This window comes from Sulfitobacter sp. IGS-18, from assembly GCF_059628195.1.
Genome location: NZ_JCAQIH010000002.1, coordinates 143,335 through 163,704 on the forward strand (window position 1 = coordinate 143,335; position 20,370 = coordinate 163,704).

The window sequence follows — 20,370 nt, forward strand, 5'->3', positions numbered from 1 at the left end:
TTTCAATTTACTATCGAAAACGCGCAATAACGAACATTTTTCTCTTCCTTTTTGATGCGTTTTTTGTCACCTTCCCCGAAAGCGAGCATCCAATCGCTGGGGGAGGACACCATGACGCCCGATTTCGACCTGCTGGTTATCGGCGGGGGCATCAACGGTTGCGGCATTGCGCGCGATGCGGCGGGCAGGGGGCTGTCCGTTTGTCTGGCCGAGATGAACGACATCGGGTCGGCCACTTCGGCCTCCTCCACCAAGCTGTTTCACGGCGGCTTGCGGTATCTGGAATATTTCGAGGTGCGCCTTGTGCGCGAGGCGCTGGTGGAGCGGGAAACGCTGTTGCGCGCGATGCCGCATATTTCCTGGCCCATGCGGTTTGTGCTGCCCTACCACGATTCCATGCGGTTCGACACGACCACACCGACGTCGAAACTGCTGAACACCTTCATGCCCTGGATGAAAGGGCGCAGGCCCGCCTGGCTTATCCGGCTGGGGCTGTTCATGTATGACAACCTTGGCGGTCGTAAGATCCTGCCGGGGACCAGCAGCGTCGATCTGCGCAACAGTCCCGAAGGCGCGCCGCTGAATGCCAAATTCGAACATGCCTATGAGTATTCGGATTGCTGGGTCGAGGATTCGCGCCTTGTGGTGCTGAATGCCCGCGATGCGGAGATGCGCGGCGCACGTATCCTGCCGCGTCACAAGGTCGTCAGCGCGGACCCTTCCGGTGACGGCTGGACCGTGACGATACAGGACACCAACACCGGGCAGGACATCACTGTCACCGCGCGGATGATCGTGAACGCGGCAGGCCCCTGGGTTGGCGAGGTGTTGCGGGGCACGATCAAAAGCAACCAGACAGGTGGGGTGCGGCTGGTGCGCGGCAGTCATATCGTGACCAAGCGGCTGTTCGATCACGACAAATGCTATTTCTTTCAGGGGATGGACGGGCGGATCATCTTTGCCATTCCCTATGAGACCGACTTTACCCTGATCGGCACCACGGATCAGGAACATCACGACCCGGACGTGAAGCCGGAATGCACCCCGGAAGAACAGCGCTATCTGGTTGATTTCGTGAACGAATATCTGGCCGACCCGATTTCGACCGATGACATCGTCTGGACCTATTCCGGTGTGCGCCCGCTCTATGACGACGGGGCCAGCAGCGCGACGGCGGCGACCCGCGATTATACCATCCATCTGGATCAAAGCCGGGGTGCCCCTGCGGTAAACGTCTTTGGCGGCAAGATCACCACCTATCGGCGGCTGGCCGAAAGCGCGCTGGAAAAGGTCGGCGAGGTTCTGCACGTCAAGGGGCCATGGACCGCCGGTGTGGCCCTGCCGGGCGGCGATTTCCCGGTCGACGGGGTGTTGCCGCTGATGGACGGGCTGATGCGCGACTACAGCTTTCTTGACCCGAAATGGGCCCGCCGTCTGGTGCGCGCCTATGGCACCCAGGCCCGTTTGGTCCTTGGCGATGCCACTGTCGCCGCCGATCTGGGGCAGCAGTTCGGGGCGGGATTGACCGAGCGCGAAGTGCGCTGGCTGATGGACAATGAATACGTGCAGCGTGCCGAAGACGTGGTCTGGCGGCGCAGCAAGCTGGGTCTGCGGATGACAGCAGCGGAAATCAAGGCACTTGACGGGTGGATCGCCAAGGCGTCGGATCATCCCGTTTCAAAGGCCGCGGAGTAACTGGGGGAAAGATGGCGCTGGAATTCAAAAACGTGTCCAAGGTGGTCAATGGTGAGACACATATTCACCCGACCAACCTGACACTTGAGGCGGGCACGATGAACGTGCTTCTTGGCCCGACCTCGTCGGGCAAGACGTCGCTGATGCGGTTGATGGCGGGGCTGGACGTGCCAACCGGCGGCCAGGTGTTCTGGGAGGGCACCGATGTGACCGGGATGCGGGTACAGGACCGAAAGGTCGCCATGGTTTATCAGCAGTTCATCAATTACCCGTCGATGACCGTCTATGACAATATCGCCTCGCCCCTGCGGCTGATGGGCAAGTCAAAGGCAGAGATTGACGTGGCCGTGAAACAGGCTGCCGCGCTGATGCAGCTGGAACCGATGCTGGACCGCAAGCCGCTGGAACTTTCCGGCGGGCAACAGCAGCGCTGCGCCCTGGCGCGGGCGCTGGTCAAGAACGCGGGCCTTGTCCTGCTGGACGAGCCGCTGGCCAATCTCGACTACAAGCTGCGCGAGGAACTGCGCGTGGAGATCCCCAAGATCTTCGAGGAATCCGGCGCAGTCTTCGTCTATGCCACCACCGAACCGGAAGAGGCGCTGCTGCTGGGCGGCAATACCGCCACCATGTGGGAGGGGCGCGTGACCCAGTTCGGCCCGACCCCCACGGTCTATCGCCAGCCGGTCGATGCCACGACTGCGCGGGTGTTCAGCGATCCTCCGATGAATTTCCTCGATATCACCAAACAGGGTGGCACGCTGACCTTCGGGCAGGGGCACACTGCCCCGGCGACGGGTCCCTTGGCAGACCTTCCCGATGGCATCTACATTGCAGGTTTCCGGCCCAACCACGTCGAAATCGCGCAGCCTGCAGAAGGCGCCGTTACGTTCGACACCCGCCTTTCCGTCACCGAACTGACCGGGTCCGAAACCTTCGTCCACCTCGATTATGCTGACCGCAAATGGGTCGGCCTTATTCACGGCGTGCATGATCTGAAGCTGGGCAGCGCGCTGCCCGTCTATCTGGACCCACGTCACATCTACATCTTCAGCGTAACGGGCGACCTGGTGGCACCAGCGTCCTACGCGCTGGCAGCCTGAGGAGCGGGACATGGCCAAGATCACCCTCGACAACCTCGCACATTCCTATCTGTCCAATCCGACGGGTGAAGATGACTTTGCCCTGAAGGAGCTGAATCACGTCTGGACTGACGGCGAGGCCTATGCCCTGCTGGGGTCTTCGGGCTGTGGCAAATCCACGCTGCTCAACATCATCTCCGGCCTGCTGCACCCCAGTCAGGGGCGCATCCTGTTTGATGACAAGGACGTCACACAGGCCACCACCGCCGCGCGCAACATCGCGCAGGTGTTCCAGTTTCCGGTGGTCTACGACACGATGACGGTGCGCGACAATCTGGCCTTTCCATTGCGCAACCGGGGCGAGGAACCCGGCTATATCGCGGAACGGGTCCAGAAGATCGCCCAGATGATCGGCATGGAAGACGTGCTGAACCGCCGCGCGCGGGGGTTGACCGCTGACGCCAAGCAAAAGATTTCACTGGGCCGCGGCATGGTGCGTGAGGATGTGAACGCGCTGCTGTTCGACGAGCCGCTGACCGTCATCGACCCGCATATGAAATGGGAATTGCGCACGCAGCTGAAATCCCTGCACCATGAATTCGGCCACACGATGATCTATGTGACCCACGACCAGACCGAGGCGCTGACCTTTGCCGACAAGGTGGTGGTCATGTACGACGGCCGCGTGGTGCAGATCGGCACCCCGCAAGAGCTGTTTGAGCGGCCCGAGCATACCTTTGTCGGCTATTTCATCGGTTCGCCGGGGATGAACGTGATCCCTGCCGAAATTTCCGGCACGCAGGCGGTGGTGAATGGCACCGCGCTGACCCTGCAGCAGAACTATGGCGCGCCGACAGGCAATGTCGCCCTGGGTGTGCGGCCCGAGTTCGTCAGCCTGACAAAAGGCGATGGCCTGCCGGTAAAGGTGCGCCGGGTCGAAGACGTGGGCCGCCACAAAATCGTGCGCGCCGATCTTTTTGGCAAGGAAATCAATATCGTGTCCCCGGAAGGACAAGAGATTTCGCCTGACATGAACCACATCACCTTCGCCCCGGATCATGTGAACGTCTATGTGAACGACTGGCGTCAACAGGGGGCGGCGGCATGACAAAGCACATCCGCCACACAGCATGCCGGGCCGGACGCGCCTGCCAAGGGCAGAAAATAGATGAGAGGGCCGCCTGATGAACAAGACAGTCAACCAAAAAGCATGGTTCCTGGTGCTGCCGGTGTTGCTGCTGGTCGCCTTTTCCGCCGTGATCCCGCTGATGACGGTGGTGAACTATTCGGTGCAGGACACCTTCGGGCAGAACCAGTTCTTCTGGGCGGGTCTCGAATGGTTCGAGGAGATGCTCGATTCCGACCGCATGTGGACGGCATTGGGACGGCAATTGATGTTCTCAGGCATCATTCTGGCCATCGAGGTGCCGCTGGGCATCTTCGTGGCGCTGAACATGCCGAAAAGCGGATTCTGGTCCAGCTTCTGCCTTGTGCTGATGTCACTGCCGCTGCTGATCCCGTGGAACGTGGTCGGCACCATCTGGCAGATCTTCGGGCGGGTGGACATTGGTCTGCTGGGCCATACGCTCGACGCGCTGGGGATTTCCTACAACTATACGCAGGATACCTTCGCGGCCTGGGCAACCATCGTTGTGATGGATGTCTGGCACTGGACCTCTCTGGTGGCGCTGCTGGCCTTTGCCGGGCTGAAATCGATCCCCGATGCCTATTATCAGGCCGCCAAGATCGACCAGGCCAGCCGTTGGGCCGTCTTCCGGTTCATCGAACTGCCCAAGATGGCAGGCGTTCTGATGATCGCCATCCTGCTGCGGTTCATGGACAGTTTCATGATCTACACCGAACCGTTCGTGGTCACCGGCGGCGGACCCGGCAACGCCACGACGCTGCTGTCAATCGACCTGGTCAAGATGGCGCTGGGACAGTTCGACCTTGGCCCCGCCGCGGCATTCTCGCTGATGTATTTCCTGGTGATCCTGCTGATCTCCTGGGTGTTCTACACAGTGATGACCACCATCGACGCGAAGGAGGGATAAGATGACCGATACCGCAACCATCCCCGCTGACACCACCGTCCGCGCATCTGTAAAACGCCGTCGGCTGCGCATCAACGGTTCGGCCATGGTCATGGCGCTTTATCTGCTGTTCCTGCTGTTGCCGATCTACTGGCTGCTGAACATGAGCCTGAAGACGAACACGGAGATTCTGAACAGCTTTACCCTGTGGCCGCGCAACCTGACGTTTGACAATTATGCGACGATCCTGACCGATCCCGCATGGTACATGGGCTACGTCAATTCGCTGATCTACGTGGTGATGAACACCGTGATCAGCCTGACCGTGGCGCTGCCTGCGGCCTATGCCTTCAGCCGCTACAGTTTCATGGGCGACAAGCACCTGTTCTTCTGGCTGCTGACCAACCGCATGGCACCGCCCGCCGTTTTTGCGCTGCCGTTCTTTCAGCTTTATTCATCCGTTGGCCTGTTCGACACCCATATCGCCGTGGCACTTGCGCATTGCCTGTTCAACGTGCCGCTGGCGGTCTGGATCCTGGAAGGCTTCATGCGCGGCGTGCCCAAGGAGATTGACGAAACCGCCTATATCGACGGCTACGGCTTTGGACGGTTCTTCATCAAGATTTTCATGCCCCTGATCGCCAGTGGCATCGGGGTGGCGGCCTTCTTCTGCTTCATGTTCTCCTGGGTCGAACTGCTGCTGAGCCGCACGCTGACCACGGTGGACGCGAAACCCATTGCCGCGATCATGACCCGGACCCAGGGCGCCAGCGGCATCGACTGGGGCGTGCTGGCGGCGGCCGGTATCCTGACTGTCGTGCCCGGTGCGCTGGTCATCTATTTCGTGCGCAACTACATCGCCAAGGGCTTTGCCCTCGGGAGGGTGTGATGCAACCAATGGTTAACAAATACCCCGTGATCTTCGGGTCTGACCCGTGGACCTCGTGCATCAGTGCCTGCATCACACCCACAGATACAACCGCAAAGACAGGAGCACGCTGACATGGACTGGATGGCATGGACCTGGCCGACGGCGATCTTCTTTATCGTCATTGCCTGCACCCTGATCACTTTCACCTTTCTGGCGATCAAATTTCCCGAAACGCCACGCCGTGGCGTTCTGGGCATGGAGACGACGCGCGGCGATCGTCTTTTCATCACACTTCTGGGCAGCGCCTTCATCAATCTGGCGTGGCTTGGAATTGTCGGGGCGAACCAGCCGTATGCCCTGATTGTCTGCCTTGTCTATGCCGTGGCGGTGTTTCGCTGGGTCTAGGCAATGTGGTTCCACCGCGGTCGGGTGTCATCCGGCTGCATACGATTACATAACGTTTCGAAAATTAGGGAGGAAACGATGAAACTTAATCTGAAATCAAGTACAGCCGTTGTGCTGGCACTTGGAATGCTCAGCGGCCCGGCATTTGCCGACATGGATGCCGCCAAGGCGTTTCTGGATGCCGAAATCGGCGATACATCGGTGCTCAGCCGCGCCGATCAGGAAGCTGAAATGCAGTTCTTCGTCGATGCTGCAGCACCCTATCAAGGCATGGAGATCAAGGTCGTCTCCGAAACCATCACCACGCATGAATATGAAAGCCAGGTACTGGCCCCCGCGTTCACTGCGATCACCGGCATCAAGGTCACTCATGACCTGATCGGCGAAGGCGATGTTGTCGAAAAGCTGCAAACACAGATGCAGTCGGGCGAGAACATCTATGATGCCTATATCAACGACTCTGACCTGATCGGCACCCACTGGCGCTATCAGCAGGTGCGCAACCTGACCGACTGGATGGCAGGTGAGGGCGCGGACGTCACCCTGCCGACGCTGGATCTGGACGATTTCATCGGCACCTCCTTCACCACCGGTCCCGATGGCAAGCTGTACCAGCTTCCGACCCAGCAATTCGCGAACCTCTATTGGTTCCGCTATGACTGGTTCAACGACGAAAAGAACAAGGCCGACTTCAAAGAGAAATACGGCTATGATCTGGGCGTTCCGGTCAACTGGTCGGCCTATGAGGACATCGCCGAGTTCTTCACCGGTCGTGATCTGTCGCACATGGATGTGAACGGCGAAGTTTACGGCAACATGGACTATGGCAAGAAAGACCCCAGCCTGGGCTGGCGTTACACCGATGCCTGGATGTCCATGGCCGGTATGGGCGACGTGGGTGAACCCAATGGCCTGCCGGTCGACGAATGGGGCATTCGCGTGAACGACCAGTCGCAACCGACTGGCTCCTGCGTGACCCGTGGCGGTGCCACCAACTCGCCTGCTGCCGTCTATGCGGTGACCAAGGCGATCGAATGGCTGCAGAAATACTCGCCTCCCGCTGCGGCCGGTATGACATTCTCCGAAGCGGGCCCGATCCCCGCTCAGGGTAACGTCGCTCAGCAGATGTTCTGGTACACGGCCTTCACCGCCGACACGGTGAAACCCGACCTGCCGGTGATGAACGAAGACGGCACGCCCAAGTGGCGCATGGCCCCTTCGCCCCACGGTGCCTATTGGAAAGAGGGCCAGAAGATCGGCTATCAGGACGCAGGCAGCTGGACGCTGATGAAATCGACCCCCGTGGACCGCGCACAGGCCGCATGGCTTTATGCACAGTTCGTGGTGTCGAAAACGGTTGATTTGAAGAAATCGGATGTGGGTCTGACCTTTATCCGTGAATCGACCATCGACAGCGACCATTTCACCGAACGCGCACCGCGTCTGGGTGGTCTGGTGGAATTCTACCGCTCACCCGCCCGCGTGGCGTGGTCGCCCACTGGTACAAACGTGCCGGATTACCCCAAGCTGGCCCAATTGTGGTGGCAGAACATCGGCGACGCCATGTCCGGTGCGAAAACACCGCAGCAGGCTCTGGATGCGCTCTGCGCAGATCAGGAAAAAGTGCTTGAGCGTCTGGAGCGCGCGGGTGTGCAAGGTGACCTTGGTCCGAAGCTGAACCCGGAGGAAAGTGCCGAATACTGGTTCGAACAGCCCGGCGCGCCCTATCCCAAGCTCGCGAACGAGGACGAAGAGCCGAAAACCGTCGCTTATGACGAGCTGATCAAATCCTGGGAATAACATCCGGTTTGCAAGAAACTGCGGGGGGCCTTGAACGGCCCCCCGTTTTGCCCTTTGATCCAGAGCGTGCGCCCCATGAAATATATCCTGTCGATCGACCAAGGCACCACATCGAGCCGTGCCATCCTTTTTGACGAAACCCTGAACCTCACGGCGATGTCGCAAGAGGAGTTTCGCCAGATATTTCCCAACTCCGGCTGGGTCGAACATGATCCTTCCGATTTGTGGAGCACGACCGCAGGCACCTGCCGCGCCGTGATCGAACGCGCGGGCATCGACGCCCGCGATATCATTTCCATCGGCATCACCAACCAGCGCGAAACCACCGTCGTCTGGGACAAGAATACCGGCAAGCCGGTCCATAATGCCATCGTCTGGCAAGACCGCCGCACCGCCGAATTCTGCAGATCTTTGCGCGATGCGGGGCACGCCGACATGGTGGCCGACCGCACCGGCCTGCTGCTGGACCCGTATTTTTCCGCCACCAAGGTCAAGTGGATCCTGGACAATGTCGACGGCGCACGTGACGCCGCACAGGCGGGCGATCTGCTGTTCGGCACCGTCGATTGCTATCTGATCTGGAAGCTGACAGGCGGCGAGGTGCATGCCACCGACGCCACCAACGCCGCGCGCACCATGCTCTATGACATTCGCAAGGGACGCTGGAGCCAGACCATCTGCGACCTGTTCGACATTCCCATGTCGATGCTGCCGGATGTGCGCGACAGTGCCGCCGATTTCGGCACCACCCGCGCCGATCTTTTTGGCCGCCCGATTCCCATTCTGGGTGTCGCAGGCGACCAGCAGGCCGCGACCATCGGGCAGGCCTGCTTTGAACCGGGCATGCTGAAATCCACATACGGGACCGGATGTTTTGCCTTGCTGAACACCGGCGATACCCCGGTAAGGTCGCAAAACCGTCTGCTGACCACCATCGCCTATCAACTGGATGGCAAGCCGACCTATGCGCTGGAAGGGTCGATTTTTGTGGCAGGGGCCGTGGTGCAATGGCTGCGCGACGGGCTGAAAATCATCCGCGAAGCGTCAGAGACCCAACCGCTGGCCGAGGCCGCCGACCCCACACAGGAAGTCGTGCTCGTGCCCGCCTTTACCGGGCTGGGCGCACCTTATTGGAACCCCGACTGCCGGGGTGCAATCTTTGGGCTGTCACGCAACTCCGGCCCGCAGGAACTGGCCAAGGCCGCCTTGGAAAGCGTCGGCTACCAGACCCGCGACCTGCTGGAAGCGATGCATGCCGACTGGACCGGGCAGGGGGCCGACCCGGTGTTGCGCGTCGATGGCGGGATGAGCGCATCGGATTGGGCCATGCAGTTCCTGTCCGACATCATCGACGCCCCGGTTGACCGGCCCAAGGTGCTGGAAACCACCGCCCTTGGTGTTGCCTGGCTGGCCGGGATGAGGGCGGGCGCGCTGCCGGACCAGGAAGCCTTTGCCAGGGGATGGGCGCTGGACCGGCAATTCCAACCGGCTATGGACGCGGTGACCCGCGACCGGAAATATGCCGGCTGGAAGCGTGCCGTGGACTCTACGCTGGCGTATTGACCTTGCCAGAGGCCCGTCAGCATTTCGGCATTTCATGTCCGACGTCGGTGCATTTTGGCGCGGGAAAGGCCACAGATCTGCCCGGCCTGCTGCCTGACGCGCCCGCGCGTATCCTCTTTGTCCAGGGGGCAAGCGGTCATGCCGCGGCAGGTGTCCTCAAGGCGCTGCGCGCGGCCGGTCACGATATCACCCTTGTCAGTTGCCCCGGCGAACCCTCTGTTGAAGCGGTCAACGCTGCATTGGCACAGCTGGACGGTCCGACGCATGTGATCGCCTGCGGCGGCGGCGCGGTGATCGACATGGGCAAGGCGCTGGCGGCAATGGCTGAGCATGGCCTGACCTTGCCATTGGATTTTGCAACATTGCCGCCCTTGACCGCCCGGCGGAACATCCGCCTGTTGGCCCTGCCAACAACAGCGGGCACCGGGGCGGAAGTGACCGCCAATGCGGTGATCGACGTGCCTGCCAAAGGCGCGAAGATCAGCATCAGGGGGGCCGCATTGATCCCCGATATCGCGGTGATCGACCCTTTGCTGGCGCAAACGGCCCCTGCGGGTGTCGTGCTCGCCTCCGGGCTGGACGCAGTGACACAGGTGATCGAAAGCTATACCTCCTGTGCCGCGACGCCTTTTTCGATGGCATTGTGCCGCCCTGCAATACCACTGGGCCTCGCCGCGCTGCGGCAGGTTATCGAAACCCCCGACATCGGGGCCTGGGAAAACATGTGCTGGACCAGCCTGTCCAGCGGGCTTGCGCTGGCCAACTCTGGATTGGGTGCGGCGCATGGGCTTGCCTCTGTGCTGGGTGCGCAACTCGGCGCACCGCATGGCGCGCTTTGTGGCAGATTGCTGATCCCGACGCTGCGCGTGAACCTTGAATACAGCCGCGAAACGCCGGAAATACAGGAAAGGATCACCTATTGCCTGCAGGCCGTTTCAGATGCGTTTGCCCCAACACGCGCCGCCGACGCGCTGTCGGGTTTTGAGGCCTGGGTGAATGCGAAGGGGTTGCCAAGATTGTCAGAGATGGGGCTGTCCCGGGATCGCATCGCAGCTTTGGCGGAACTGGGCAGCAAAGCCTCTTCCAGTCAGAAAAATGCGGTGCCGCTCCCGGTGCAGGCCTATGAAGCGATCCTGCAGGAGGCATTCTGACGCTTCCAGAAGAACGCATCCGCCGAAGGTGGGAACAGGATTCTCATGGGCGGGATGCCTGCCCAGATTGTGTCATGCCAGCTTCAACAACAGCTGCTTGAGCATTTCGCCATTGTCCGAGTCCAGAAGCGCGCTGAGCGCGCGGTCCTGTTCCTCTGCGTCCTTGCGGATCTGGAGCATGCGCCTGCGGCCGAGGTTGGTCAGCAGCAGGTTGATCTGGCGCTGATCGGCGGCGGAAATCTGACGGTGAACCAGGCCATCCGACACCATGCGATCCACCAGTTTGCTCAGCGCCGGGGGATTGATCAGCGCGCGTTTGGCCAGTTCCCCCATTGTCAGCCGCTGATCGATGTCGAGGCATTCCATCACGCGCCATGCGGTGATCTGGATGCCATGTGCCTTCAGCCGGGCACTCAGCGAATTGCTGACCGAACGATGCGCGGCTTCCAGTGCATAGGAAAGATGGCGTTCAAATGAGATCGGCTCAGTCGTCATGATCGTATCCGCTTGTTAGGTCTTTGAAATTAGTTGACTTGGAAATTAATTTCAATTGCAATGTGCGAATTGCCATCCTGATCCGGGGAGACAGGGCGCTGGGATATAGCACGGACGACGTTGCGCTGCCGATCGAACTTGCGGATTTCCGCGAGAGCGGGCTGCTGGCCGCCTCGGGCAGTTTTCGTGTGGCGCTGCTGATCCCGATGTGTGGCCCGGCGGGTATCTGGGCACCCTCCTGCATTTCCAGCGCACAGGTCGCTGCCGCAGAGCTGAACCGCGCCAATGGTATCGGCGGGCGGCGGGTTCAGCTGATCATGATAGATGCAGCGGTGGAAGCCGATGAGCCGATCGAGGAAACCGTAAACGACCTGATCGAGCTGAATGCGATTGACGCAATCGTGGGGATGCATCTGAGTGCCGTGCGCCAACGCCTGTCCAAGGTTGTCCGCCAGCGCATCCCCTACATCTATACGCCGCTCTACGAGGGGGGCGAAACGACACCGGGCTTGTTTGCCATTGGCGAGACGCCGCAGGAACAGCTTGCCCCGGCCCTGGCCGAGATCCAGGCCAGATATCACCCGAAAAGCTGGGCGCTGATCGGCAATGATTATGTCTGGCCGCGCAGTTCCCATTCCCTGGCCAAGAGCGTTCTCAGGACAGCGGGGGTTGAGCTGGCGATGGAATGTTACGTGCCTTTCGGGCTGCCAAACATGTCCGATCTGGTTGACCGGGTCGAGGCCTCGGGGGCCGATGCTGTCCTGGTCTCGCTGGTCGGGCAGGACGCCGTGAACTTCAACCGGCTGTTCGGAAAGCGTGGGTTGCACCGCAAGGCGGTCAGATTGTCCTGTGCCCTGGAAGAGAACGGTCTGATGGCCTGCGGCCGGTCCAATCTGGAGAGAATGTTCTCGGTCTCCTCCTATTTCGGGTCGATATCGACAGAGGCGAATGCCAGTTTCAAGGAACGCTATTATGCGCTGCACGGTGATGCGGCGCCTGCGTTGAATTCCATCGGTCAATCGACCTACGAAGGGATACATTATCTGGCTTCTCTGTTGCGGGATTTCGGCGCTGTCTGGCGGATGCGGACCAGCCAGGACCTGCTGCCGGTGATTCATTCCAGCGGCCGTTCCTTTGCCCGGAACGATGCCGCGCAGCGGCCCGATGTTTACCTCGCCCGGGCCGATGGCATCAACTTTTGTGACTTCAAGATACTGTAAATAAAACATATTTACCTTATTAATTTCCAATTCAAATAAATTACTTGAAATGGAAATTAAAATCGCTCACCGTTGCCGTTACAGGCCATGACCCCGCACGGGGGGGCAGGGCGCGGCAGGAGAGATCACATTGTATTGGCTGTTGGCATTTGTCGTTTTCATCGTCGTCCTGCTGGGCGGAATATGGTTCCTGCAGCGGTTCTACGCCAAGGCAACGCTAGAGACTGCCGTGGTGCGCACGGGCATGGGCGGGCGTCGGGTGCTGACCGATGGCGGCTGTATGGCCCTGCCGATCGTGCATCAGCTGCAACGGGTGTCGATGCAGACTGCTGCCGTCACGATGGTGCGCACCGGCCGCGATGCCGTCCTGACGGCTGACGCGATGCGCGCCGATCTGGTGATGGAGTTCGAATTGCGCGTGGCCTCCGATGTGCAGAGCATCGCAACCGCGGCACAGGCTTTCGGTCACAGGATTGCACGCGGCGGCGAAGCATTCGAGACCGTGCTGGCGGGCCCCCTCGCGAATGCCATCCAGACCGCTGCTGCCGCCCGCGGCATCAACGAGATTCATTTGGAACGGGCCGCGTTCACGGCGCAGGTTGCAACGATGGTTTCGGAGCACGCCGCACGGCTGGGCCTTGAGCTGGTCACGGCGGCGCTGGTTTCCGTCGATCAAAGCGACTTCGCTCAGCGGGACGAGAACAACAGCTTCAACGCGCGGGGCATGCGGCGGCTGGCCGAGATGGTTGCCGAAGAACGCAAGGCCCGCATCGCGGTAGAGACAAGCACCGAGATCGCCGTGCGCGAGCATCGCCTGGCCCAGCATCAGCGGCAGATCGAATTGCAGCGCGCCGAGCGTGAGGCCGAAATTGCGCAGCGTGAGCACCTCGCAAGGCTGGAGGCGGAATCGGAAAGCCGCTCTGCCCAGTCCCGCGCAGAGCAACATCGCGCCTCCGAGACCATCCGCATCCGGGAAGAACAGGAAGCAAAGACAGCCCAGGTGTCAGCCGACGAGGCCCTGCGCAAGGCCGAGATGAAGGCGCTGCTTGAGCTGGAAGAAGCGAAGATCGCGCATGGTATCAGCCTGGCACAATCGCGCACCAAGGAAGCCAAGGTGAAAGCCGAGGAAGAAGCAGCGCGGGCGCAGGTAATTCTGGCTGCCGAGAGTGTTCAGGCTCAGAAAGACCGCGCCGTGACGGAACGCGAGCGTGAGATTGCGAAACTGAAGCAGGCACGCGACATCGAGCTTGAGGACGCGCGGGTGAAAAGTGATGTCAGCACGCTGCTGGCAAGGGCCCAGGCAGATGCATCGGCGCGCACGGCAACGGCCAATGCCGAAAAGATCGCGATGGAAGCCGAAGCAGCCGGGCGTGTCGCCTTGAACAAGGCGGAGAATACCCTGAGCGATGCCGTCATCCGCATGCGTCTTGAAGAGCGCAAGCTCGACAAGATGCCGGAGATCATGACCCAGATGATGAAGCCGGTCGAAAAGATCGATTCCATCCGCATCAACCAGATCAGCGGGTTTGGCGGTGGTGCGGGGCCGGGCGGCGACGGGGCAGACAGCGCCTTTGGTGCCGCGATGGACCAGATCCTGGGAATGGCCGTGCGCCTGCCCGCGATGAAACAGATGGGCGAAGAGATCGGGTTTGATTTCGACGTGCCCAATGCGGGGCGGACCGCAGATTACGCAAACCGCATCAAGGCGAAAGACGACCCACAAAATTCAAAAGAGTGACCCGCAGTCACCTTCAATGAAACTCACCAACGGAGGACAATATATGTCTCTGAACAGAAGAGAATTGCTTGGCGGTGCGGCCGCCCTGACCACGGCGGGCCTGCTGCCACGGGTGGCTTTTGCCGCTGACGCCATCAAGCTGGGCTCAATCCTCGACAAGTCCGGGCCTTTCGATGCCTATGGCAAACCGATGGACATGGCGACGCGGCTGGCCGTCGCAGAGATCAACGAGGCCGGTGGCCTTCTGGGTCGCGAAGTCGAGATCATTGCCTATGACACCCAATCCGACATGGCGCTGTATTCGCAATACGGACAGCAGCTGACCCGGCAAGACAAGGTAGATGTGGTGCATGGCGGCATCCTGTCGGCCTCCCGCGAGGCGATCCGTCAGACCATGCGCAAGAGCAAGACGCTCTATTTCTATAACGTGCTCTACGAGGGCGGCGTCTGTGACCGGAACATCTTTATCAACGGGGTCACCCCGGCCCAGCAGGTCGAGGCGCTGGTGCCTTATGCGATGAACAACTCGGGCAAGAAGGTCTATATCCTCGCGGCCGATTACAACTATGGCCAGATCACCGCGCGCTGGATCGAGAAGTTCGTGCGCGACAATGGCGGCGAGGTCGTGGGCACCGATTTCTTCCCGCTCGACGTGAGCGACTTCGGCTCGACCATCGCCAAGGTCCAGACAGCGGCGCCGGATCTGGTGATCGCGCCTCTGGTTGGCGGTGCGCATCTGTCATTCTTCCGCCAATGGGCGGCGGCCGGCATGAAGGACAAGATCGCTTTGGCCTCCACCACCCTTGGTGTCGGCAATGAGCACAAGGTGCTGACACCCGAAGAGGGCAACGGCATCATGTGCGCCTACAACTACAGCCAGGAGCTGGACACCCCCGAAAACGCGGCCTTCAAGGAGCGGTGGGCGGCGATGTTCGACGGCGACCAGTCGATGCATGAAATTGCGGTTTCCCACTACCATGGGTTGCATACCTGGGCAGAGGGGGTGCGGAAAGCGGGCACAATCGACCGCGATGCCGTGATCGAGGCGCTGGAAACCGGCATCTCCATCACCGGACCGGGGGGCAAGGTCACCGTCGACCCCAAGACCCATCACGCGGTGCTGGACGTGCATCTGATGGAGATGCGGGACCAGAAGATGGAGGTCATCGAAACGCTGCCCCAGCGCCAGCCGATTGACACCCAGGCGGTCTGTGATCTGAGCGCGAACCCCGATGACAACACGCAATATGAGATCGAGATCTGATCCGGTTCTCCCCGGGGTCGGGGCGGCTTTGGCGGCCCTGACCCAACTCACTGAACGGCAGGTATCATGGACCTCACATTCGTAATCATAGTCGAAACGCTCTACGCGGTGGCATCGCTGGTGCTGATCAGCGCGGGGCTTGCCGTTGTCTTCGGGATGATGAAGGTCATCAACCTTGCCCATGGCGAATTCATGATGATGGGCGGATATGTGACCATCACCGCCGTGGGTCTGGGGGTGAATGTCTTTGTCGCCATGCTTGTCATCGCGCCCCTTGTCGTCGGGTTCATCGGTCTTGTTGTTGAGCGTCTGGTGATCCGCCATCTTTACGGACGGCTGGTGGATACGATGCTTGCCACCTGGGGGCTGAGCCTTGTCTTTATCGGGCTTGCCACGATGATCTTTGGCAATACCACCACGGGTATCTCGACCCCGATCGCGGGTTTTACTGTCGGCAATTACCAGATCAACGGCTATAATTTCTTTATCATCCTTGTGTCCATCGCGCTGGTCATCGGGATATACGCGGTTTTGCGGGGCACCCGTGCCGGGCTGATCGCACGCGGCGCGATGCAGCGTTCCGACATGGCCGCCGCACTGGGTTACAGCCCCGACCGTATCTATATGGCGACTTTCTTTTGCGGCTCGGCCCTGTCCGGGCTGGCAGGCGCGGTCCTGGCACCGCTGGTCGGTCTGGTGCCGACCTCCGGGGGGGCCTATATCGCCAAGGCCTTTATCACCGTGATCGCCGGGGGCCCGGCGCTGATTGCGGGGCTGGTCAGTTCGGCCACCAGTTTCGGGGTCGTCAGCCAGGTCTTTACCTTTGCGATCTCGCCAGTGATCGGTGAAGTCGCCCTTCTGGTTCTGGCGGTCATCCTGTTGCGCGCGATGCCGCAGGGGATCACCGGTCGGCTCTTCAAGGGGAAACTGTGATGGCGCGGACAGCCCTGCAGGACGTGCTGCTGACGCTTGTCGCGTCGGCACTGCTGATCTGGATCATGCCGATGCTGATCGGAACCTACACGCTGACGGTGTTGGTCATCTACGGGATGCTGGGCCTCAGCCTCGGGCTGATCTGGGGGTTTGGCGGCATCCTGTGCTTCGGGCAGGCGGCGTTCTTTGGCCTGGGTGCCTATACCTATGCCATTGCGGCGATCAACATCGGGGAAAGCACCCTGCCGATGCTGCTGGCCGTTCTGGTGCCCGCCATCTTTGCGGCATTGCTCGGCGCGATGATGTTCTATGGTCGGCTGACGGATGTCTACCTGGGGGTGATCACCCTGGTGGTCACGCTGATCCTGTTCAAGTTCGTCAATTCCACCGCCGGCCCGCACTATGTGATCGGCAAGGCCCGGCTGGGTGGTTTCAACGGGATTCCGGGTTTCCAGACCCTCAATGTGCCGGGCGATCCGGGGGCCTACATCTGGGGTGATCCCTATTACTACGTCTGCGCGGTGGCACTGGTGATCGTGTTCCTGCTGGTCACCTGGCTGTTGCGGTCCTCTTTCGGCCGCATCGCATTGGGCATTCGCGAAAACGAGGTCCGGATGGGGCTGATGGGTTATGACGTGGCAGCGCGCAAGACCGTGATGTTCGCCATCGGTGCCGCCATTGCAGGGCTGGCCGGGGCGCTGTTTGCCAATTGGGGCGAGATCGTCACACCCAGCCTGTTTTCGCTGGGTCAATCCGCCGAGATCATCATCTGGTGCATCGTCGGGGGCCTTGGCACCCGGATCGGACCGATCATCGGGGCGGCAGGGCTGGCCTATCTGAAGTTCCTGCTGGGCCAGCAAAGCCTGATCGACAACACGCTGATCACCGGGCTGATCCTGGTGCTCTTCGTCCTGTTCCTGCCAAAAGGGCTGGCTCCGGCCATCGCTGCACTTTTCCGGGCTGTTTTTGGCCGCGCAAGGCGCAAGCCGGACGCCCGCCGGATGCGGAGGATGCGGCATGGCTGAGACGGTACTGGAAACCCAGGGGCTGACCATGCGCTTTGGCGGCGTGACCGCCAGCGACAACGTCAATTTCAAGCTGAAAGCGCGGGAGCTGCGCTGCCTGATCGGCCCCAACGGCGCGGGCAAATCGACCTTTTTCAAATGTGTCACCGGGCTGCTGACCCCGACCGAGGGGCATGTCTTCATGCGGGGGCAGGAGGTGACGGGATGGCACCCGCATCAGATCGCGTCACTTGGGGTCGGGATCAAGACCCAGACACCGAATGTCCTGGATGCCTTGAGCGTGCGGGAAAACATCTGGCTTGCGGCGCGGCGCTTTCACCCCGTGAAAGAGGCGCGCGCCCGCAGTGACGAAATGATCGACCGGCTGGCGCTGGGATCCATTGCGCGCAGTTCGCTGGGCCAGCTGGCACATGGCGAACGGCAGCGGGTGGAGCTTGGGCTTGTCGCCGTGGCCGACCCCTGGCTGGTGCTACTGGACGAGCCTGCGGCGGGTATGAGCGCACAGGATGTGGAGCGCATGACCGCCATCATCCACGACCTGACCAAAACGGCAGCCGTGGTGATTGTCGAACATGACATGCAATTCATCCGGTCCATCGCAGATACGGTGACGGTATTTCACCAGGGTGCCGTGCTGATGGAAGACCACGTGGACCGGGTGATGTCAGACGCCCAGGTGCGGGCCGTTTACCTGGGGAAAAAGACCTGATGCGCGAAGAGAACGAGATTTTACTGTCGACCAAGGGGCTTTCCGGCGGCTATGGCCGCGTGCCGATCCTGCACGGGATCGACCTGGAGGTGGCGGAAAACGAGGTTGTCGGGGTGCTGGGGCACAATGGCATGGGCAAGACCACCTTGCTCAAGACATTGATGGGTTTCCTGCCGGCGGCCTCCGGGCAGATCAGGTTTCGCCAGACCGATCTCACCCGCCTTCCGCCGAACGAGCGCAGCCAGCTGGGGCTGGGCTATGTGCCGCAGGGGCGGGGGATTTTCCCGCAGCTGTCCGTTCGCGACAATCTGCGCTTTGCCTGGCACGACTTTGGCGCAGGCACCGAGGCAGAAGTGATGGAGAATGTGCTGGCCGATTTTCCGCGCCTCACCCGGTTGCTGGACCGCGAAGGCGGTGCACTCTCCGGGGGCGAACAGCAGCTTTTGTCACTGGCGCGCTGCCTGATGGGCGATCCCGACTTCCTGCTGCTGGACGAGCCGACCGAGGGCATTCAGCCCTCGATCATCGAGGAGATGGCCGAGACCCTGCTGAAGCTGCGCGAAAAACGCGGGCTGTCGATCCTGCTGGTTGAGCAGAATTTCGATTTCATCGCGGACCTGTCCGACCGGGTGCTGGTGCTGGAGCGTGGCCGGATCACCGGAACGCTCAGCCGGACCGACCTGTCGGATCAGGCCAAGGTCGACCAGTTCCTCGGCTTTGGCACCGCGCGGGGCACGCGGCAGGAGACTGCCGCGCCGGGTCCCACACGGGCCCTGGCAAAGGACCGACCCGTGCGCGGGCAGAGCTTCCCAGGGAATACCCCGCCAGCCGTCTCTGATACCCGACATTCCAACCCTTCAACGGTGAACATAATGACGATCAAACGCCCCACACTGGCCCAAATGCGCAGCATGGCCGATCGCTTCGGCATGTCACTCTCTGACGAGGATCTGCTGGAATACACCGAGATCATCGAGCCCTATATGCAGGCCTATGACCGGCTGGACGCCATGCCCGACAACCTGCCCGAAGTGCGGTATCCGCGCAGCCCGGGCCGCTTTCCGGACCCGTCGGAAAACCCGCTCAATGCCTGGTATGTCAAGACCGAGGTGCGCGGCGCGCCGGACGGCAAGCTGCGGGGCAAGCGGATCGCGCTGAAGGATACGATCTGTCTGGCCGGGGTGCCGATGATGAACGGATCGTCGATCATGGAAGGCTATACGCCCGAGATCGACGCCACCATCGTGACCCGCATGCTGGACGCGGGCGCGGTGATCGTCGGCAAGGCCCATTGCGAGAACTTCTGCCTGTCGGGCGGATCGCACACCAATGCCAAGGGGCCGGTGCATAACCCTTACAAGCGCGGCTATATGGCCGGGGGGTCTTCTTCGGGTTCGGCGGCACTGGTGGCGGCGGGCGAGGTGGACATGGCCATCGCGGGCGATCAGGGCGGGTCGATCCGCATCCCGGCCTCGAATTGCGGCTGCTACGGGATGAAGCCGACGCATGGGCTGGTGCCCTATACCGGGGCCATGCCGATCGAACAGACCATCGACCACCTGGGGCCGGTGACCAATACCGTCGCAGACAATGCGCTGCTGCTGGAGGTCCTGGCGGGCGAAGACGGGCTGGACCCGCGCCAGTACAAGCCCAAGGTCTACAGCTATACCGAGGCGCTGGGGCGCGGTGTGGCGGGGATGCGGATCGGCGTCCTGAAGGAAGGCTTCGGGCACCCGAACTCGGAATCGGATGTGGACCATAAGGTCATGATGGCCGCCGAACGGTTCCGCGATCTGGGCGCGCGGGTCGAAGAGGTCTCGGTGCCGGACCACCATGTCGCGATGGATGCCTGGACCGCGATCACTCTGGAGGGGCTTCAGGATGGCATGATGTGGGGCAATTCCACCGGCACCAACTATCGCGGGCTGTTCCTGCCGTCGATGACGGACCATATGGCGCAATGGCGCGGACGCGCGGACGAACTGAGCCATTCGCTGAAGACCTGCATGTTCGTCGGCGAACATTTCCAGCGCCAGTATCGAGGACGCTTTTACGGCAAGGCGCAAAACATCATGCGCCGCTGCAACGAAAGCTATCATGCCGCGTTGAAACAACATGACCTGCTTCTGATGCCGACCCTGCCGATCAAGCCGCAGCCGCATCCGCCTGCCGACAGTTCTCTCAGCTTGTATGTGCAACGGGCTTTTGAGATGGTCGCGAATACCGCCCCCTTCAACGGGGGCTTGCCCGCGATGAACGTGCCCTGCGGTTTCAGCGAAGGGCTTCCGATCGGGATGATGCTGGTCGGCCCGAACTACGGCGAGATGAAGATCTACCAGGCGGCCCATGCTTTTGAACAATCGGGCGACTGGCGCAACATGTAAGGAGG

17 protein-coding genes are annotated in these 20,370 nt (G+C 61.1%); 16 read left to right on the forward strand and 1 reads right to left on the reverse strand.

Annotation, left to right across the window (positions count from 1 at the left end):
- Positions 1-111 precede the first annotated feature (111 nt).
- The 9 genes from glpD to ACWNZ3_RS18895 all read left to right on the forward strand — a co-directional run bounded on the left by glpD (position 112) and on the right by ACWNZ3_RS18895 (position 10,597).
- On the forward strand, positions 112-1,695 hold the full coding sequence (gene glpD, locus ACWNZ3_RS18855; protein WP_496902227.1) for a glycerol-3-phosphate dehydrogenase: 1,584 nt from the start codon (positions 112-114) through the stop codon (positions 1,693-1,695).
- Between the two features lie 11 nt (positions 1,696-1,706).
- Positions 1,707-2,795 carry an ABC transporter ATP-binding protein gene (locus ACWNZ3_RS18860; RefSeq protein ID WP_496902228.1) on the forward strand — a complete coding sequence of 363 codons (1,089 nt, stop codon included), beginning with the start codon at positions 1,707-1,709 and terminating at the stop codon, positions 2,793-2,795.
- Positions 2,796-2,805: 10 nt separating this feature from the next.
- Positions 2,806-3,882 (forward strand): ABC transporter ATP-binding protein, encoded by a 1,077-nt coding sequence (locus tag ACWNZ3_RS18865; RefSeq protein ID WP_269360777.1) that lies wholly within the window; start codon positions 2,806-2,808, stop codon positions 3,880-3,882.
- 76 nt (positions 3,883-3,958) lie between these two features.
- A complete protein-coding gene (locus ACWNZ3_RS18870) occupies positions 3,959-4,828 on the forward strand; it encodes a carbohydrate ABC transporter permease (protein WP_269360775.1) in 870 nt (289 codons plus the stop codon).
- Between the two features lies 1 nt (position 4,829).
- On the forward strand, positions 4,830-5,696 hold the full coding sequence (locus ACWNZ3_RS18875; RefSeq protein ID WP_496902229.1) for a carbohydrate ABC transporter permease: 867 nt from the start codon (positions 4,830-4,832) through the stop codon (positions 5,694-5,696).
- A gap of 114 nt (positions 5,697-5,810) precedes the next feature.
- A complete protein-coding gene (locus tag ACWNZ3_RS18880; RefSeq protein WP_269360772.1) occupies positions 5,811-6,083 on the forward strand; it encodes a DUF2160 domain-containing protein in 273 nt (90 codons plus the stop codon).
- Between the two features lie 78 nt (positions 6,084-6,161).
- Positions 6,162-7,883 carry an ABC transporter substrate-binding protein gene (locus tag ACWNZ3_RS18885; RefSeq protein WP_269360770.1) on the forward strand — a complete coding sequence of 574 codons (1,722 nt, stop codon included), beginning with the start codon at positions 6,162-6,164 and terminating at the stop codon, positions 7,881-7,883.
- A 75-nt stretch (positions 7,884-7,958) separates the two neighbouring features.
- Entirely contained in the window at positions 7,959-9,446 is a 1,488-nt protein-coding gene (gene glpK / locus ACWNZ3_RS18890) for a glycerol kinase GlpK (RefSeq protein ID WP_496902230.1), read from the forward strand.
- 2 nt (positions 9,447-9,448) lie between these two features.
- Positions 9,449-10,597, forward strand: a complete 1,149-nt coding sequence (locus ACWNZ3_RS18895; RefSeq protein WP_496902231.1) for an iron-containing alcohol dehydrogenase — start codon at positions 9,449-9,451, stop codon at positions 10,595-10,597.
- 72 nt (positions 10,598-10,669) lie between these two features.
- Here ACWNZ3_RS18895 and ACWNZ3_RS18900 read toward each other — a convergent pair whose 3' ends face one another.
- Positions 10,670-11,092, reverse strand: a complete 423-nt coding sequence (locus ACWNZ3_RS18900) for a MarR family winged helix-turn-helix transcriptional regulator (protein ID WP_269360765.1) — start codon at positions 11,090-11,092, stop codon at positions 10,670-10,672.
- A gap of 38 nt (positions 11,093-11,130) precedes the next feature.
- Between ACWNZ3_RS18900 and ACWNZ3_RS18905 the strand changes: the two genes are divergently transcribed.
- From ACWNZ3_RS18905 to ACWNZ3_RS18935, 7 genes are all read left to right on the forward strand, one after another.
- Positions 11,131-12,312, forward strand: a complete 1,182-nt coding sequence (locus ACWNZ3_RS18905; RefSeq protein ID WP_274574434.1) for a substrate-binding domain-containing protein — start codon at positions 11,131-11,133, stop codon at positions 12,310-12,312.
- A gap of 130 nt (positions 12,313-12,442) precedes the next feature.
- Entirely contained in the window at positions 12,443-14,050 is a 1,608-nt protein-coding gene (locus tag ACWNZ3_RS18910) for a flotillin domain-containing protein (protein WP_496902232.1), read from the forward strand.
- Between the two features lie 43 nt (positions 14,051-14,093).
- Positions 14,094-15,314, forward strand: a complete 1,221-nt coding sequence (locus ACWNZ3_RS18915) for an urea ABC transporter substrate-binding protein (protein ID WP_274574436.1) — start codon at positions 14,094-14,096, stop codon at positions 15,312-15,314.
- 66 nt (positions 15,315-15,380) lie between these two features.
- On the forward strand, positions 15,381-16,247 hold the full coding sequence (locus tag ACWNZ3_RS18920) for a branched-chain amino acid ABC transporter permease (protein WP_496902233.1): 867 nt from the start codon (positions 15,381-15,383) through the stop codon (positions 16,245-16,247).
- The gene (locus tag ACWNZ3_RS18925) at positions 16,247-17,272 is read left to right on the forward strand and encodes a branched-chain amino acid ABC transporter permease (RefSeq protein WP_496902234.1); all 1,026 of its coding nucleotides are present in this window, start codon (positions 16,247-16,249) and stop codon (positions 17,270-17,272) included. Before ACWNZ3_RS18920 ends, ACWNZ3_RS18925 begins: the two co-directional genes overlap by 1 nt.
- Positions 17,265-17,981 (forward strand): ABC transporter ATP-binding protein, encoded by a 717-nt coding sequence (locus ACWNZ3_RS18930; protein ID WP_269360754.1) that lies wholly within the window; start codon positions 17,265-17,267, stop codon positions 17,979-17,981. The genes ACWNZ3_RS18925 and ACWNZ3_RS18930 overlap by 8 nt, the downstream gene beginning before the upstream one ends.
- The gene (locus ACWNZ3_RS18935; RefSeq protein ID WP_496902235.1) at positions 17,981-20,365 is read left to right on the forward strand and encodes an amidase; all 2,385 of its coding nucleotides are present in this window, start codon (positions 17,981-17,983) and stop codon (positions 20,363-20,365) included. Before ACWNZ3_RS18930 ends, ACWNZ3_RS18935 begins: the two co-directional genes overlap by 1 nt.
- Positions 20,366-20,370 lie beyond the last annotated feature (5 nt).

What these genes read in the sequence shown, in the direction of transcription:
- glpD (WP_496902227.1), top strand. Translation starts at nt 112, where the DNA reads ATGACGCCCGATTTCGACCTGCTGGTTATCGGCGGGGGCATCAACGGT.
- ACWNZ3_RS18860 (WP_496902228.1), top strand. Translation starts at nt 1,707, where the DNA reads ATGGCGCTGGAATTCAAAAACGTGTCCAAGGTGGTCAATGGTGAGACA.
- ACWNZ3_RS18865 (WP_269360777.1), top strand. Translation starts at nt 2,806, where the DNA reads ATGGCCAAGATCACCCTCGACAACCTCGCACATTCCTATCTGTCCAAT.
- ACWNZ3_RS18870 (WP_269360775.1), top strand. Translation starts at nt 3,959, where the DNA reads ATGAACAAGACAGTCAACCAAAAAGCATGGTTCCTGGTGCTGCCGGTG.
- ACWNZ3_RS18875 (WP_496902229.1), top strand. Translation starts at nt 4,830, where the DNA reads ATGACCGATACCGCAACCATCCCCGCTGACACCACCGTCCGCGCATCT.
- ACWNZ3_RS18880 (WP_269360772.1), top strand. Translation starts at nt 5,811, where the DNA reads ATGGACTGGATGGCATGGACCTGGCCGACGGCGATCTTCTTTATCGTC.
- ACWNZ3_RS18885 (WP_269360770.1), top strand. Translation starts at nt 6,162, where the DNA reads ATGAAACTTAATCTGAAATCAAGTACAGCCGTTGTGCTGGCACTTGGA.
- glpK (WP_496902230.1), top strand. Translation starts at nt 7,959, where the DNA reads ATGAAATATATCCTGTCGATCGACCAAGGCACCACATCGAGCCGTGCC.
- ACWNZ3_RS18900 (WP_269360765.1), bottom strand. Translation starts at nt 11,092, where the DNA reads ATGACGACTGAGCCGATCTCATTTGAACGCCATCTTTCCTATGCACTG.
- ACWNZ3_RS18915 (WP_274574436.1), top strand. Translation starts at nt 14,094, where the DNA reads ATGTCTCTGAACAGAAGAGAATTGCTTGGCGGTGCGGCCGCCCTGACC.
- ACWNZ3_RS18920 (WP_496902233.1), top strand. Translation starts at nt 15,381, where the DNA reads ATGGACCTCACATTCGTAATCATAGTCGAAACGCTCTACGCGGTGGCA.
- ACWNZ3_RS18925 (WP_496902234.1), top strand. Translation starts at nt 16,247, where the DNA reads ATGGCGCGGACAGCCCTGCAGGACGTGCTGCTGACGCTTGTCGCGTCG.
- ACWNZ3_RS18930 (WP_269360754.1), top strand. Translation starts at nt 17,265, where the DNA reads ATGGCTGAGACGGTACTGGAAACCCAGGGGCTGACCATGCGCTTTGGC.
- ACWNZ3_RS18935 (WP_496902235.1), top strand. Translation starts at nt 17,981, where the DNA reads ATGCGCGAAGAGAACGAGATTTTACTGTCGACCAAGGGGCTTTCCGGC.